Genomic DNA, 14,562 nt, shown 5'->3' on the forward strand with positions numbered 1-14,562 from the left:
TAGGCGGGGAAGCATTTATATCCCGGCAAGGGAATGCATTTCGGCAGATATCCGGAAGGCAGTTGTCTGTCTCATCCGCTATGGGACGGCGGCAGAAAATTTTCAAAAATAAACAGATCAAATCGGGTTTCATCCATCTCGCTGGGCTGGCGTACCGTCCAGGCTGCACAGAAAGCATGAAATATTCGCCGGGCGAAAACCAGGCTGAGATTATTTTTATAAATGTGTTCATAGGCGATGAAATGCGGCCGCCCGAGGAAGTTCAGCCAGAGGCTGCGCAGGGCAAAGCGCAGAGGCGCGGGGAATCCGTCAGCGGGCTTTAGGTGTGTAGCCAAAATGCCGCGGACGACTTGGGGATGATGCCGTTTAAACCAGGTAAGAATGCGGGGATCAAAGGATTCCACGACAAAGGAGCCCGGATAGCCCTTTAAAAGCTCCCATGCCTTTTCGCAAAGCTCCCGGTTTCGTTTGCTGGTTTTGAACTCGATGATGAGGGGGACCTTGCCCTGCACCAGGGCAAGGACATCCCGAAAAAGTGGAATATGCTCCTGGGTTCCCGATAGGGAAAAGCGGCAAAGCTCCGGATAGGAATAGGAGGAGGCCAGCCCCTCCGCATGGCATACGCGGTTTAAATAGTCGTCATGAAAGACGAAAACCTGCCCGTCCTTGGAAAGCTGCAGGTCCAGCTCGATGCCATAGCCATGGGCGATAGCCTGGCGGAAAGCGGAAAGGGAATTTTCCGGCGTATCCGGAGAGAGGGAATGCAGGCCGCGATGGGCGAAATGCCAGCCCGCATAGGCAGTTAGGTCCTGGGAGTGGGACGGGGCGATGGCAAAGAGATAGAACACCCCCAAAACCAATATTCCCACGAGAATATATAGCAAAATCATAATAACCTCTTCATTTCAGCAAGTTTGTATCCAAAAGATACTTCTATAATAAATATACACGAGGAAACAGAGGAAAAACAAGGGAGAGCCTGGTTTTTCCGGGAAAGAGAAATGGGAAAGAATCCTTTGATCCTGACATTCGACTGCGGAACGCAGAGTGTCCGGGCGCTGCTGTTTGACAAAAAAGGGAATCTGCTATTTAAGGAACAAATCGCATATGAGCCATATGAGTCTCCCGAGCCGGGCTGGGCTGAACGGGAGCCGGATTTCTATTGGGAAAAGCTGGGGGAAGCCTCCCGGCGCCTGAAGAAAAAGGCGGGGGACGTTTTTTCGGATATTATCGCCGTGACGCTCACAACTATGCGGGATACCGGCGTAAACCTGGATGCAGATCTGCGGGTGCTGCGCCCCTCGATTTTGTGGGTGGACGAGCGGTCTGTGCAATGCCGGGCGCCGATGCCCGCCATCAACCGGGTGCTGTTCGCCCTGGTGGGCATGCTGGATGCGGCAACGGCCAACCGGGCCAACACCAAATCCAACTGGATCCGGGAAAATCAGCCGGAGATCTGGGAAAAAACCGAGAAATATGTGCTGCTCTCCTGTTATCTGACCTATAAATTCACGGGGAATCTTGTGGATTCCGTGGCTTCGCAGGTGGGGCATATTCCCTTTGACTATCGCCATAAGCGGTGGATGAAAACCAGCCAGCTGAAATTTCCGGTGTTTAATGTGGAGCCGGAAAAACTGCCGAAGCTGGTGGAGCCGGGAGAATGCCTGGGGAAAATCACATCGGAGGCGGCCGCCTGGACTGGGATTCCCGCGGGACTGCCTCTCATTGCCTCCGGTTCGGACAAGGGATGTGAGACGCTGGGCAGCGGATGCGTAGATGCGGCGGTGGCCAGCCTCAGCTTTGGAACTACCTCAACCGTGCAGCTCACGATTCCCAAATATGTGGAGCCGCAGCAGTACCTACCCGCTTATCCGGCGGTGATGCCGGGGATGTATAACCCGGAAATCGAGATATACCGGGGATATTGGATGATCTCCTGGTTTAAGAATGAATTTGCCGAGGAGGAGCGTCGCACGGCCCAGGAGGAGGGCATCAGTGTGGAAGAGGTCCTGAACCGGCGGCTTTTGGAAGTCCCGCCGGGTTCCCATGGCCTCATGCTTCAGCCCTATTGGGGGCCGGGCATTAAAAACCCCGAGGCCCGCGGCGCTATTGTTGGGTTTTCGGACGTGCATACCAAGGCCCACTTATACCGCGCCATTGTGGAGGGCCTCAACTATGCCCTGCGGGAAGGGCTGGAAACGCTCTGCCGCCGGGCCAAGTGCCAGGTAGACTATTTGACGGTTTCGGGCGGCGGCGCCGTGAACGATCTCATCTGCCAGATCACGGCGGATATGTTTGGCAAAACCATCAAGCGCGCCCAAACCCATGAAACGGCAGGGCTGGGCTCCTCTATAGCCGGTTTTGTCGGCATGGGCGAATTTTCCTCCTTCCCTGAAGCCGTTGGAGAAATGGTGCGGCATACCAGCGTGTTTCAGCCAACGCTGGAGGGCTTTCAGATTTATGATGAGCTATACCGGGAGGTTTACCGGGGAATCTATCCCAAAATGCGGCCTCTATATCAGAAAATTCGCGAGATTTACCGGAAATATGGCAAATAAGAAAAGGCCCCATCCGACAGGGAGGATGGGGCCTTTTTGACAAACGGTCGATAGAAAATGTACTGTCGGCAGCAGGGAAACAGTTGTAAAGAAAATTTAAATTTTTTTTGGTGAAAATATTGACAGAAGCAAAGCCATTTGGTATGCTATACATAGGTTAGCAAGTGCTAACCTATGATTTGGACAAAAGGTTAGTAAAGGCGAACAAACTAAGAACAAAGGAGGCAGAATGATGCCGTTGATTTTGGCAAAAGCCGGGCAGACAAACACAATTGTGAAGATCGGCGGAAAAGAGAAAACCCGGAAGTTTTTGGAGAGCCTGGGCTTTGTTGCGGGCAGTGAAGTGACGGTGATTTCAGAAATTGCGGGGAATGTCATTGTCAATGTAAAGGATACTCGGATTGCCATCAATAAAGAGATGGCAAAGCGCATCATGGTGTGACGGAAAAAGGATAATGCCGCCGTTTTGGCGTGCCCATAGAATTTTTTTGAAGGAGGTTGGCAATGAACACATTGCGGGAAGCAAAGGTCGGGCAGAATTTGCGCGTTGTGAAAATTCATGGCGATGGCGCGGTAAAACGCCGCATCATGGACATGGGCATCACAAAGGGCATTGAGCTGCATGTGCGCAAAGTGGCGCCGCTGGGCGATCCGGTGGAAGTGACAGTGCGTAACTATGAGCTTACCATCCGCCGGTCGGATGCCGAAATCATTCAGACAGAAGTCGTATAAGCATGATACCCCAGGCGTTCACGCGCCCATTTTTTTGCACAAAGGTTAGATTAGGGTAACTGAAGGAGGAAAACAGATGCGGATCAAAATCGCCCTGGCGGGAAACCCCAACAGCGGAAAAACGACCCTTTTCAATGCCCTGACTGGTTCCAATCAGTTTGTTGGAAACTGGCCGGGGGTTACGGTTGAGAAAAAGGAAGGTGGTCTGAAAGGTCATAAGGATGTGACCCTGACGGACCTGCCCGGTATTTATTCGCTTTCTCCCTATACACTGGAGGAAGTTGTCGCACGGAATTATTTATTAAAGGAAAAACCGGATGCCATCTTGAATATCGTGGATGGAACCAACCTGGAGAGAAACCTGTACTTAACGACGCAGCTCCTGGAGCTGGGGATTCCGGTTGTTGTGGCTGTCAACATGATGGATGTTGTCAACAAAAACGGCGACAAAATTCATGTGAAAAAGCTGGCAGAGGAGTTAGGCTGCGAGGTTGTGGAGATTTCGGCCCTGAAAGGAACAGGAATCAAGGAAGCGGCCAACCGGGCTGTGGCACTGGCGGAGCAGAAAAAAGCGATGAAGTCCGTGCACACCTTCTCCAGCCGGATCGAAGAGGCATTGAATGCCATCGAAGCAAAGCTGCCGGATTCGGTTCCCGAAGAGCAGCGCCGTTTCTTTGCCATCAAGCTGTTTGAACGCGATGACAAGGTAAAGGAGCAGCTGAAGCCGGTTCCGGATGTGGAAGATATCGTTACGGCGGCGGAAGAGGAATTGGATGACGACAGCGAAAGCATCATCACCAATGAACGCTATACTTTCATCTCCTCGATCATCACGGACTGCTATACGAAAAAGAGCAAGAATAAGCAGACGATTTCGGATAAGATCGACCGGATCGTTACCAACCGCTGGCTGGCGCTTCCCATTTTCGCCGTCGTTATGTTCGTTGTCTATTTCGTGTCTGTAACTACCGTGGGTACGATTTTGACTGACTGGACCAACGATGGACTGTTTGGTGACGGCTGGCATCTGCTGGACATCGGTGCGGCGGAATATGCCGATGCATCGGATGCCTATTCGCTGGAACGCACCAAGATTGACGCATATCTGGCGGCAGCGGAAGAGAGCGGCATTGATGTGGAAGCTGTGACAGAGGCGCTGGATCCTGAGACAGAGAACCCGGATGCGTCGGCGGTAACTGCTTTTGAAGAGGAAGCGGCAGCGGCGGGCATTGAAGGAACCGCGGAGATCTATAACGACGAAGGGGAAATTGAAGAGACTTTCCCGGTCTCCCTGGAAGATTTCCAGACAGCAGCGCAGGCAGAAGAACCGGATCCGGCGAATTACGGCGTTTGGGTGCCGGGCCTTCCGGGACTCATCAAGAGCGGTCTGGAATCCATTAACTGCGCTCCCTGGCTGGAGGGCTTGATTCTGGATGGTATTGTGGCCGGCGTCGGCGCGGTTCTGGGCTTTGTTCCCCAGATGCTCGTGCTGTTTATCTTCCTGGCCTTCCTGGAATCCTGCGGCTATATGGCGCGTATCGCGTTTATTATGGACCGGATTTTCCGCAAGTTTGGCCTCTCGGGCAAATCCTTTATCCCGATGCTGATTGGAACGGGCTGCGGCATCCCGGGCGTTATGGCCTCACGAACAATAGAAAACGAACGCGACCGCAGAATGACCATTATGACGACAACATTCATTCCCTGCGGCGCCAAGCTGCCCATCATTGCCCTGATTGCAGGCGCACTGTTCCATAACGCGTGGTGGGTTGCGCCCAGCGCTTACTTTGTAGGAATTGCGGCAATCGTTGTTTCCGGCATTATCTTGAAGAAAACCAAGATGTTCTCCGGAGAGCCGGCTCCCTTCGTTATGGAGCTTCCGGCATATCACTGGCCGACGGTGGGCAATGTGCTCCGCAGCATGTGGGAGCGCGGCTGGTCCTTCATCAAGAAGGCCGGAACGGTCATCCTGCTGTCTACCATCTTCATCTGGTTTGTCTCCAACTTCGGTGTAGTTGACGGACAGTTCCAGATGGTGGAAGATTTGAGCGACGGTCTGTTGGCAGTTATCGGCCGGTTTATTGCCCCGATCTTCTCTCCCCTGGGCTGGGGCGAGTGGAGAGCCTCTGTGGCGGCGATCACGGGCCTTGTGGCAAAAGAAAACGTCGTTGGTACCTTCGGTATCCTCTATGGATTCGCCGAGGTGGCAGAAAACGGCTGGGAAATCTGGGGAACACTCTCCAGCAGCTTCACGGGACTTTCGGCGTACTCCTTCCTGGTATTCAACCTGCTCTGCGCGCCGTGCTTCGCGGCTATGGGCGCCATCAAGCGGGAGATGAACAGCGCCAAGTGGTTCTGGTTCGCCATCGGATATCAAACCATCTTCGCTTATCTCGTGTCGATGTGTGTATACCAGATCGGCATGCTGGTGACGGCAGGAAGCTTTGGTGTGGCGACAGTGATATCGCTTATTGTCCTGGTAGCGTTCTTCTACTTGCTGTTCCGGCCCTATAAAGAGAGCCAGCGGCTTGAAAAAGAGGTGCGGGTATAGTGATGGAATTTTTGGCAAATAATTGGGGAAGCCTCCTTGTGGGAGCGATCCTGCTGGTGGTGGTAGGCAGTATTGTGCTGCGGCAGATCAAAAATCATAAGCAGGGCAAAAGCTCCTGCGGCCGCGGCTGCAGCAACTGCCCCATGGAAGGAAAGTGCCATAAATAATCCAAAATAAAAAGGGAAACGCACAAGCGTTTCCCTTTTTTATTCTGTCAATTCTTGATGTTCTTAAAAAAATCCGTAAAGTCGAAAGTGGCAAAATAGTCGGCGGGTGTTTCAGCCCGGCGGATAAGCTGGAAGCTGCCGTCCTCTTTCAAAAGAATCTCCGCAGAGCGCAGTTTCCCATTGTAGTTATATCCCATGGAGAAGCCATGAGCGCCCGTGTCGTGGATAAAAATTCGGTCTCCCAGCTGAATTTCCGGAAGCTCCCGGTCCACGGCGAACTTATCGTTATTTTCGCAGAGGCCGCCAGTGATGTCATATACATGGTCGGCGGGGGCGTTTTCCTTTCCCAGTACCGTGATATGGTGATAGGCGCCATACATGGCGGGACGCATGAGATTGGCCGCGCAGGCGTCCAGGCCGATATAATCCTTATAGATCTTTTTCTCGTGGATGGCCGTGGCCACAAGGCCGCCGTAAGGGCCGGTCATGAAACGGCCCAGCTCCGTGTAGATAGCGACATCGCCCATGCCGGCGGGGACGAGAATTTCCTCGAAAGCCTTGCGGACGCCCTCTCCAATGGCGAAGATATCGTTTTTCTGCTGGTCGGGCTTATAGGGGATTCCCACGCCGCCGGACAGGTTGATAAACGCGATATGGGCGCCGGTCTCCTGATGCAGCTCGACAGCCGTCTGGAAGAGGATTTTTGCCAGCGTGGGATAATATTCGTTGGCAATGGTGTTGCTGGCCAGGAAGGCGTGGAGGCCGAAATGCTTGGCTCCTTTTTCCATGAGGAGCTTATACCCCGCCGTCAGCTGTTTGCGGGTGAAGCCATATTTGGCGTTTGCGGGAAAGTCCATGATGGAGTTTCCGATGGTGAAGGAGCCGCCGGGATTATAGCGGCAGCTGATAGTTTCGGGAATCCCGGCCAGCCTGTCCAGCGTTTCGATATCCGAAAAGTCGTCCAGATTGATGGTGGCATGGATTTTATGAGCCAAAAGGAAATCCTTTTCCGGTGTGGCGTTGGAAGAAAACATGATGTTTTCCCCGGAAAAACCGAGCGCGTCTGCCATCAGAAGCTCGGTATAGGAAGAACAGTCCACACCGCAGCCTTCTTCCTGAAAGATTTTCAGCAAAAACGGATTGGGAGTGGCCTTGACGGCGAAATATTCTCTATAGCCTTTGTTCCAGGAAAAGGCTTTTTTCAGCGCCCGGGCGTTTTCCCGGATTCCCTTTTCGTCATAGATATGAAAAGGGGTGGGATACTGCCTGCAAATTTCGTTGACCTGCTGCAACGTGACGAATGGGGTCTTTTTCATATATTGTGTTCCTTTCCATCAACCAATATTTATGCCAGTCCATCCTTTTGAATGAGCCGGATTTCGTTTGATAAAGATTCTTTGATGAGCTCCACCAGATTTTTCTGACAGGAATAGACGCAGCTGCTGGCCTCATCCCTGGCATCGCCCGCCAGGGCTCTGGAGGAATCCACGATCAGGCGCACCTGTCCATCAGGAATGGGGGCGGAATAGAGATACGCACCCTCTATGGAAAACTCCGGCGAGGTGATGAGCGTGACCTTCCGCCCCGCGTCCATTGCCTCCTGAAGGGCGGGAGACAATTCCTCTAAAACCCCGGGAGAGGCAGAGAGATAGAGCCGCTTTTGCGCGGCGCGGATCATACTGCGCATCCGGTCTAAAATATGGCGGCTTCCACGAATGGTTAAATAGCCGTCCTCCACAGCCGCTTGCCGGGGCATCTGCGCAATGAGCTGTTCCCGGGTTTTTTCGAGATTGTGGAGATAGTTCTCGGAAAATTCTTCCACGGGAACCGGGGTATAGTGGGAAGCGGCCTCTTCTCGCAGATAGGCGGCTCCCTTTTCCACCAGGCCGGCTAAGGCCGTATAGGTGCCGGAACGGGAGATGCCGGTGAGCTTGGCCGCCTCATAGCCGGTGAGATCGCCCCGGCGGCAGAGAAGGATATAGAGATTCGCCTCCTGCCGGGTGAGGCCAAAGCGGGTGAGAAGCTGAACCGTATCCATATTCCCATAAACCCTCCCATTGTTCCAATATAAGAACACTATACTACGGTATATGAGGAGTGTCAATAAAAACCGCATAAAGATATAATCCGCGCGATTCTGAAAAAATTCGGTATTATTCGGCAAAGGATGATTTTGGAATGGAGAAAGACTTATGGAGAAATGAGAGAAATAGAGAGTATAGCACCAAAGCGTGTTCAGAAACATAATGGTCTATGTATTGATTCGTGCGGCTGGATTTTGCAGAGATTTTGAGGTATCGTCGGGAAAATGATTCTGGCAATGACTAAAAAAACGTCAGAAACATGATTGCCTATAAGAAAAGGATGGGAGAAACAATCTTGCGCGAACTGACCTGGGGAACAGAGATGCAGGAGTTAGAAAAGAATACAGGCAGGAAAAGATCATCGTGAGCATCAACTTTCAAAAAGTGCCGGAATTGTAATTTTTAGGGAAAAATTTACGTTCATATAAAAAAGCAGCATAGCCATTTTGCCATGACCATGCTGCTTTTTAGCACAGTTTTCTTCTATTTATTATATATGCCAGGAGACCCCGATGGAACCGACCCCCAGATGGATGCCCAAAACTGGGCCGATGGGACGGATAAGAACCGTGGAATGGCGTTTTTTCAACTGCATAGCCAGCTTTTCCGCCTCGGAATCGTTCTTGAGATGGTTGACGATTACCTCCCTGGCTTCCGCTGGCACCAGCTTTTCCAGTGCCCGGAGTTTTTCATGATTGCCGCGCACCGTACCTGTGGCGACGACGCAGCCGTTTTTGATGGCCAGAAGGGGACGGATATTCAGAATCGTCCCGACGGACTGCCGGACGACTCCCAGGCGGCCGCTGCGCCGCAGGGGAGCCATATCCTTCACGGTAAAATGTGTCTCCATCTGGGAACGGATATCGTGAACATAGGCCGCCGCTTCCTCCAGCGTCGCACCGTCCTGGATTTTCCGCTTGGCCTCTCGGGCCAGGAGAAAGAGCCCGCCGGAAGTCGTCCGCGAATCCACAACGCGGATATGTGCCTTTTCCTCATCCAGATTGCGGGCTGCAACGCAGGCGTTGTTATAGGTTCCGCTGAGACGGGAAGAAATGCTCAAACAGAGGATGTCGTAACCTTTTCCCAAAAGATAGCGGAAAATATGGGTAAACGCCCGGATGGAGGATTGAGAAGTACGCAGCTCGCCATCGTCCTGCTCGATCAAATCTTCATAGTTCCGGTTTTTGCCGATATAATCCTCAAAAAACTGCTTTTCATCGGCTGTATAGGTCATGGGAACGATGGAAATGCCCCATTCCTTTGCATCTTCCCGGCTGATGCCGGCCGAACTGTCTGTCACAATGGCGATCATACTTGCCTCCCTATCTTTCGGAATTTTTCATATCGGGTTTTCAAAAGCGTTTTGGATGAAAGCGTGCTTTCCTGCTCCAGGGTCTGCACCAGCGCCTGGCGAAGTTCCTCATAGAGAGGGGAGAAATCCCCGCCCTCCGGCTCCGCAAAGATGCGCTCAATGATCCCAAAGGACAGGAGATCCTGCGCAGTGAATTTCAGGGATTCGCTGGCCTCTTCCACCTTGGAGGCATCTTTCCAGATGATGCTGGCCGCGCCCTCCGGCGAGAGGACAGAATATACCGAATTTTCCAGCATCCAGACCTGGTCGGCCACGGCCAGAGCGAGAGCCCCGCCGCTTTCACCTTCGCCGATGAGGATGGATATAATTGGAGTTTTTAAAGACATCATTGCCATAAGATTTTCGGCAATGGCCTGCCCCTGGCCGCGCTCTTCCGCGCCAATCCCGCAATAGGCGCCGGAGGTATCGATTAAACAGATTACCGGACGGTGAAATTTTTCTGCCTGCCGCATGAGGCGCAGGGCCTTTCGATAGCCTTCCGGGTGGGCGGAACCGAAATTCCGGGCGATCCGATCCTTGGTATCCGCCCCTCGCTCCAGGGCGATGACCGTTACCGGCCGGCCGGAAAGCGTGGCCAGCCCGCCGATTACGGCGCTGTCATCGGCATAGCGGCGGTCGCCATGCAGCTCAAAAAAGCCTTCAAAGATGTTCTCTATATATTTTGTAGCAGTGGGACGGTCTTTGTCCCGGGCTGCGCAGATTTTTTCATAGGCTGTCATGCGTTGCCACCTCCTTCATGCAGGGCCAGCAGATGAGCCAGTGTTTTTTTCTGTTCCCGCCGGTCTACAATATGGTCAACAAAGCCGGTATCCAGCAGGAACTCCGCCCGCTGGAATCCCTGGGGCAGCTTTTGCCGCATGGTCTGCTCAATGACCCGGGGGCCAGCAAAGCCAATGAGCGCTTCGGGTTCGGCGAGGATAATATCTCCTTCCATACCGAAACTGGCAGTGACGCCGCCGGTGGTGGGATTGGTGAGAATGGTGATATAGAGAAGGCCGGCATCGCTATGCCATTTCACGGCCCCGCTGGTTTTGGCCATCTGCATGAGAGAGAACATCCCCTCCTGCACCCGGGCGCCGCCGGAAACCGTATAACCGATGACCGGGAGCTTTCTCTCAGTGGCCTCTTCAAACAGGCGGGTGATCTTTTCGCCCACGATGGTTCCCATGGAACCCATCATGAAATAAGGCTCCATGACGAAGAAGCCGCAGGCATAGCCGGAAATCTTGGCAAAGCCCGTGACCACCGCATCCTTTTCCGCACTTTCCAGCTGGGCCGCTTTGAGCTTGGCGGCATAGCCGGGGAAGCCCAGGCGGTCTTCCGAGGAGAAATCGGCATCCTTTTCCTGGAAGGAATCCTCATCGCAGATAAAGGCAATGCGCTGCCGGGCGTTGACGCGGAAATGATGGCCGCAGCCCGGGCAGACATATTTGTGTTCCCAAAGGTCGTTGGAGAACAGCATGGTCTTGCAGCTGGGGCAGGAGACGCACATCTCGTCCGGAACGCTGGGGGATGAGGTCTGCTGGAGCTTGTCATAGCCCTCCAATTCTATTTTGGGTTTGCGAAACATACTCTTTTTTAACATCATCGTTTCACTCCCTGTTCTCTAAAAAACTCGTGGTATAGCTGCCGTCAATAAAGGCCGGCTCATTCATCAGGTCAATCTGGAGCGAACCGTTATGGTCGATTCCCTCCACCACCATCTCGCATAGGGCAGCCTGCATCTTGCGGATGGCCTCCGCCCGGGTTTTGGCATGCACAATAAGCTTGGCGATCATGGAATCATAATAGGGCGGGATGAAATAGTCCTGATAAAGCGCCGTGTCAAAACGGACCCAGGGGCCGCCCGGGACATGCAGAAGCGTGACCCGACCGCAGCTGGGGCGGAAACCGTTATCCGGATCCTCAGCATTGATGCGGCATTCGATGGCATGGCCGCCAAGAGTAATGTCCTCCTGGGAAAAATCCAGGGGAGCGCCCGCCGCAACGCGGATCTGCCATTTCACCAGATCGATGCCCGTGACCATCTCGGTGACCGGATGCTCAACCTGCAGGCGGGTGTTCATCTCCATGAAATAGAATTGATGATCCTGAGTCAAAAGAAATTCAATGGTCCCCAGGCCCACATAGTTGGCCGCTTTGGCCGCTTTTGTGGAAACTTCGATCATCTGGCGGCGCATCTCCTCAGAAACGGCCGGAGAAGGGCTTTCCTCAATGAGCTTCTGCTTTTTGCGCTGCATGGAGCATTCCCGCTCACCCAGGCAGACGACATTTCCCTGCTGATCTGCCAGCACCTGCATTTCGATATGCTTGACGGGGAAAAGATATTTCTCCATATAGCAGGCGCCGTCGCCAAAGGCGCTCTCTGCCTCGGAAGAAGCCGAGAGAAAGGCGTTTTCCAACTCGTCCTCGCTGTTTACCAGCCGAATGCCCCGACCGCCGCCGCCGGCGCGGGCCTTGATGAGCAGGGGAAAGCCGATTTTCCGGGCAGCCACTTTGGCCGCATCCACATCGGCGAGAATATCGCTTCCGGGGATGACAGGGACACCGGCCGCTTTCATGGTCCGGCGGGCTTCGTCCTTATCGCCCATCTTCTGGATTACCGCCGAAGGCGCGCCAATAAAGCCCAGATGGCATTGCTCGCAGAGAGAGGCAAACTTGGGATTTTCCGAGAGAAGGCCATAGCCGGGATGAATGGCCTCGGCCTTGCTCAATATGGCGGCGGACAGAATGGAACCCATATTGAGATAGCTTTTCTGCACAGCCGCCGGGCCGATGCAGTAGCTTTCATCCGCCAGGCTCACATGCAGGGCGTCGCGGTCGGCCTCGGAATAGACGGCGACCGTGGAAATGCCCATTTCCTTGCAGGCCCGGATGATGCGCACGGCAATTTCCCCACGGTTGGCAATCAAAATTTTTGCAAACAATCCGGTCCCTCCTTATTTGCCGCTGTTTTCAATGAGCGCAAAGGAGAATTTGCCGGTGACGCAGAGCTTGCCGCCCACCCGAAGCTCCCCATGGGTGAAGTAAAACACGCCCTTTTGTTTTTCAATATAGGCCGTGATCTCCGCCGTGTCGCCGGGAACCACCTGATGCTTGAATTTTACCTTGTCGATGCCCGTATAGAAAGGGGTTTTGCCCTTGAGGGCATCGCCCAGAAGCAGGGCGCAGGACTGGGCAATGATCTCGCAGAGGATGACGCCGGGAACCACGGGCTGGCCGGGGAAATGCCCCTGAAGGAAGAATTCGTCGCCGCGGACATGATAAATGCCGTGTGCCACGTTGTTTTCATCCATTGTGATTTCATCCACCAGGAGCATAGGTTCCCGGTGAGGAAGATATTCCTTCAATTCTTCGCGTGTCATAGCAGGTTTCCTCCTAATTAGCAGATTTTAAACAGCGGCTGTCCATATTCCACAACATCGCCGTCCATGGCGCAGATATCCACAATTTCGCCGTCAAAATCCGAAGTAATCTCGTTCATGAGCTTCATGGCCTCGATGATACAGAGGACATCGCCCTTTTTCACCTTGCTCCCAATGGAAACATAGGGTGTGGCGCCCGGGCTGGGGGCAGAATAGAATACGCCCACCATGGGGGCCTTGATATCCTTGGCGTCGTTGAAATCCAGCTCAGAGGAACGGTCCTCGGGAAGCAGGGATTCCGCCGGAGCTGTTTCCGTCAGGCCGGCTGCCGGAGCAGCAGGAGCGACGGCAGCGGGAGCCGCGGCTGTTCCGCGCTCCAGGTGAATATGCAGCTCGCCTTCGGAAATATCCAGAACGCTCAGGTCACTTTCTTTCAAAATATCCGCAAGGGATTTGATCTGTTTGATATTCATGGGTGGTTATGCCTCCTCGCAAACTTTTCTGAGGGCAATGCAGCCGTTATGCCCGCCAAAGCCCAGGGAACTGGAAAGGGCGACGGTGACATCGCATTCCCGCGCCTTCAGGGGGACGTAGTCCAAATCGCATTCCGGGTCCGGCTGGGTGAGCCCAGCGGTGGGGGGGATGATGCCGTTCTTCAGGGTCAATGCCGAAACAATGGCCTCGATGGCCCCCGCAGCTCCCAGCATATGCCCGGTGACGGACTTGGTGGAGCTGATCTGCGCCCGGCGGGCCATATTCTCGCCCAGAGCCTTTTTGATGGCCAGCGTCTCCGCCTTATCATTCAAGGGGGTGCCTGTGCCGTGAGCATTGATATAGAGAGTATCCTTTTCCGTCAGGCCGGCTTCCTTCGCCGCGAGAGCGATGGCGCGGGAGCTGGGTTCTGCCTCCGGGCTGGGAGCGGTGATGTGATAGGCGTCGCAGGTGTTTCCATAGCCGCAGATTTCGGCATAGATTTTCGCGCCGCGCTTCTTGGCGTGCTCATATTCCTCCAGAACGAGGACGCCCGAACCCTCGCCCATGACAAACCCGGCCCGCCGCTGATCAAAGGGAAGGGAAGCCGCCGCCGGGTCTTCGGAAAGGCTTAGTGCCATGCAGTTTATAAACCCGGCGACCGCCAGAGGCTCAATCGTCGCCTCTGCACCGCCGGCAATGATGGCGTCGGCATAGCCGTGGCGGATGGCATGAAAAGCCTCGCCCACGGCATGGGTGGAGGTGGCGCAGGCGGTCACCACCGGGAGGCAGGGCCCCTGAGCGTTAAAATGAATGGCGATATTCCCGGCGGCAATGTTGCCGATCATCATGGGAATAAAGAGGGGGGAAACCCGCTTCGGCCCCTTGGTCAGGAGCTTTTCCGTCTCCGTGACAAAGGTATGCATGCCGCCGATGCCGGAACCCACATAGACGCCCAGCCGTTCCGGCTCGATGTGCCCCGCAAGGGCGCTGTCCTCCATAGCCTGAATAGCCGCCGCCATGGCATATTGGGAATAGATATCCATGCGCCGGGCTGTATTTTTCTCAATTCCAAAGGCGATGGGGTCAAAATCCTTGACCTCCGCCGCCACCTTTGCCTTGTAATCCGTCGTGTCAAACCGGGTAATCGGTCCGATGCCTATTTCTCCATGAACAATATGATTCCAAAATTCCGGCACGCTGTTCCCAACGGGAGAGATCGTGCCCAGTCCAGTAATAACAACTCGATTCATAGGTACCTC

Annotated in this window: 15 protein-coding genes; 5 read left to right on the forward strand and 10 right to left on the reverse strand. The window is 54.0% G+C overall.

What is annotated here, in order from left to right; all coding sequences use genetic code 11:
* Window positions 1-71: 71 nt before the first annotated feature.
* A complete protein-coding gene (locus H8693_RS08585; RefSeq protein ID WP_249280625.1) occupies window positions 72-890 on the reverse strand; it encodes a glycerophosphodiester phosphodiesterase family protein in 819 nt (272 codons plus the stop codon).
* A gap of 111 nt (window positions 891-1,001) precedes the next feature.
* Here H8693_RS08585 and H8693_RS08590 point away from each other — a divergent pair, with 111 nt between their 5' ends.
* The 5 genes from H8693_RS08590 to H8693_RS08610 all read left to right on the forward strand — a co-directional run bounded on the left by H8693_RS08590 (window position 1,002) and on the right by H8693_RS08610 (window position 6,008).
* Window positions 1,002-2,558: an FGGY-family carbohydrate kinase gene (locus tag H8693_RS08590; protein WP_249280626.1), complete on the forward strand. Its 1,557-nt coding sequence runs from the start codon at window positions 1,002-1,004 to the stop codon at window positions 2,556-2,558.
* Between the two features lie 229 nt (window positions 2,559-2,787).
* Window positions 2,788-3,000, forward strand: coding sequence for a FeoA family protein (locus H8693_RS08595; protein ID WP_249280627.1), 213 nt, complete (start codon window positions 2,788-2,790; stop codon window positions 2,998-3,000).
* A gap of 62 nt (window positions 3,001-3,062) precedes the next feature.
* A complete protein-coding gene (locus H8693_RS08600; protein WP_178619885.1) occupies window positions 3,063-3,290 on the forward strand; it encodes a FeoA family protein in 228 nt (75 codons plus the stop codon).
* Window positions 3,291-3,366: 76 nt separating this feature from the next.
* Window positions 3,367-5,841 (forward strand): ferrous iron transport protein B, encoded by a 2,475-nt coding sequence (gene feoB, locus H8693_RS08605; protein ID WP_249280628.1) that lies wholly within the window; start codon window positions 3,367-3,369, stop codon window positions 5,839-5,841.
* A gap of 2 nt (window positions 5,842-5,843) precedes the next feature.
* Window positions 5,844-6,008: a FeoB-associated Cys-rich membrane protein gene (locus tag H8693_RS08610; protein WP_249280629.1), complete on the forward strand. Its 165-nt coding sequence runs from the start codon at window positions 5,844-5,846 to the stop codon at window positions 6,006-6,008.
* A gap of 47 nt (window positions 6,009-6,055) precedes the next feature.
* Here the strand turns inward: H8693_RS08610 and H8693_RS08615 are convergent, their stop codons facing one another.
* From H8693_RS08615 to fabF, 9 genes are all read right to left on the reverse strand, one after another.
* Window positions 6,056-7,324: a diaminopimelate decarboxylase gene (locus tag H8693_RS08615; protein WP_249280630.1), complete on the reverse strand. Its 1,269-nt coding sequence runs from the start codon at window positions 7,322-7,324 to the stop codon at window positions 6,056-6,058.
* 29 nt (window positions 7,325-7,353) lie between these two features.
* Complete coding sequence (locus H8693_RS08620) at window positions 7,354-8,046, reverse strand: TrmB family transcriptional regulator (RefSeq protein ID WP_249280631.1); 693 nt, start codon at window positions 8,044-8,046, stop codon at window positions 7,354-7,356.
* A gap of 536 nt (window positions 8,047-8,582) precedes the next feature.
* Window positions 8,583-9,404, reverse strand: a complete 822-nt coding sequence (locus H8693_RS08625; protein WP_249280632.1) for a DegV family protein — start codon at window positions 9,402-9,404, stop codon at window positions 8,583-8,585.
* Window positions 9,401-10,183, reverse strand: coding sequence for an acetyl-CoA carboxylase carboxyltransferase subunit alpha (locus H8693_RS08630; RefSeq protein ID WP_178621570.1), 783 nt, complete (start codon window positions 10,181-10,183; stop codon window positions 9,401-9,403). Before H8693_RS08630 ends, H8693_RS08625 begins: the two co-directional genes overlap by 4 nt.
* Complete coding sequence (gene accD, locus H8693_RS08635; RefSeq protein WP_178621588.1) at window positions 10,180-11,049, reverse strand: acetyl-CoA carboxylase, carboxyltransferase subunit beta; 870 nt, start codon at window positions 11,047-11,049, stop codon at window positions 10,180-10,182. Before accD ends, H8693_RS08630 begins: the two co-directional genes overlap by 4 nt.
* Window positions 11,050-11,056: 7 nt before the next feature.
* Window positions 11,057-12,391, reverse strand: coding sequence for an acetyl-CoA carboxylase biotin carboxylase subunit (gene accC, locus H8693_RS08640; RefSeq protein ID WP_249280633.1), 1,335 nt, complete (start codon window positions 12,389-12,391; stop codon window positions 11,057-11,059).
* A gap of 12 nt (window positions 12,392-12,403) precedes the next feature.
* Window positions 12,404-12,829 (reverse strand): 3-hydroxyacyl-ACP dehydratase FabZ, encoded by a 426-nt coding sequence (gene fabZ, locus H8693_RS08645; RefSeq protein WP_249280634.1) that lies wholly within the window; start codon window positions 12,827-12,829, stop codon window positions 12,404-12,406.
* A gap of 17 nt (window positions 12,830-12,846) precedes the next feature.
* On the reverse strand, window positions 12,847-13,302 hold the full coding sequence (gene accB, locus H8693_RS08650; RefSeq protein ID WP_249280635.1) for an acetyl-CoA carboxylase biotin carboxyl carrier protein: 456 nt from the start codon (window positions 13,300-13,302) through the stop codon (window positions 12,847-12,849).
* A 6-nt stretch (window positions 13,303-13,308) separates the two neighbouring features.
* Window positions 13,309-14,553, reverse strand: coding sequence for a beta-ketoacyl-ACP synthase II (fabF, locus tag H8693_RS08655; RefSeq protein WP_249280636.1), 1,245 nt, complete (start codon window positions 14,551-14,553; stop codon window positions 13,309-13,311).
* Window positions 14,554-14,562 lie beyond the last annotated feature (9 nt).

This window comes from Guopingia tenuis, assembly GCF_014384805.1.
In the GTDB taxonomy this organism is placed as follows: Bacteria; Bacillota; Clostridia; order Christensenellales; family Christensenellaceae; genus Guopingia; species Guopingia tenuis.

Bases quoted from the DNA above. Each gene is read 5' to 3' on its own strand.
- accB (WP_249280635.1), bottom strand. From the start codon at position 13,302: ATGAATATCAAACAGATCAAATCCCTTGCGGATATTTTGAAAGAAAGT.
- fabZ (WP_249280634.1), bottom strand. From the start codon at position 12,829: ATGACACGCGAAGAATTGAAGGAATATCTTCCTCACCGGGAACCTATG.
- H8693_RS08610 (WP_249280629.1), top strand. From the start codon at position 5,844: ATGGAATTTTTGGCAAATAATTGGGGAAGCCTCCTTGTGGGAGCGATC.
- H8693_RS08630 (WP_178621570.1), bottom strand. From the start codon at position 10,183: ATGACAGCCTATGAAAAAATCTGCGCAGCCCGGGACAAAGACCGTCCC.
- feoB (WP_249280628.1), top strand. From the start codon at position 3,367: ATGCGGATCAAAATCGCCCTGGCGGGAAACCCCAACAGCGGAAAAACG.
- H8693_RS08600 (WP_178619885.1), top strand. From the start codon at position 3,063: ATGAACACATTGCGGGAAGCAAAGGTCGGGCAGAATTTGCGCGTTGTG.
- H8693_RS08595 (WP_249280627.1), top strand. From the start codon at position 2,788: ATGATGCCGTTGATTTTGGCAAAAGCCGGGCAGACAAACACAATTGTG.
- H8693_RS08620 (WP_249280631.1), bottom strand. From the start codon at position 8,046: ATGGATACGGTTCAGCTTCTCACCCGCTTTGGCCTCACCCGGCAGGAG.
- H8693_RS08590 (WP_249280626.1), top strand. From the start codon at position 1,002: ATGGGAAAGAATCCTTTGATCCTGACATTCGACTGCGGAACGCAGAGT.
- H8693_RS08625 (WP_249280632.1), bottom strand. From the start codon at position 9,404: ATGATCGCCATTGTGACAGACAGTTCGGCCGGCATCAGCCGGGAAGAT.
- fabF (WP_249280636.1), bottom strand. From the start codon at position 14,553: ATGAATCGAGTTGTTATTACTGGACTGGGCACGATCTCTCCCGTTGGG.
- H8693_RS08615 (WP_249280630.1), bottom strand. From the start codon at position 7,324: ATGAAAAAGACCCCATTCGTCACGTTGCAGCAGGTCAACGAAATTTGC.
- H8693_RS08585 (WP_249280625.1), bottom strand. From the start codon at position 890: ATGATTTTGCTATATATTCTCGTGGGAATATTGGTTTTGGGGGTGTTC.
- accD (WP_178621588.1), bottom strand. From the start codon at position 11,049: ATGTTAAAAAAGAGTATGTTTCGCAAACCCAAAATAGAATTGGAGGGC.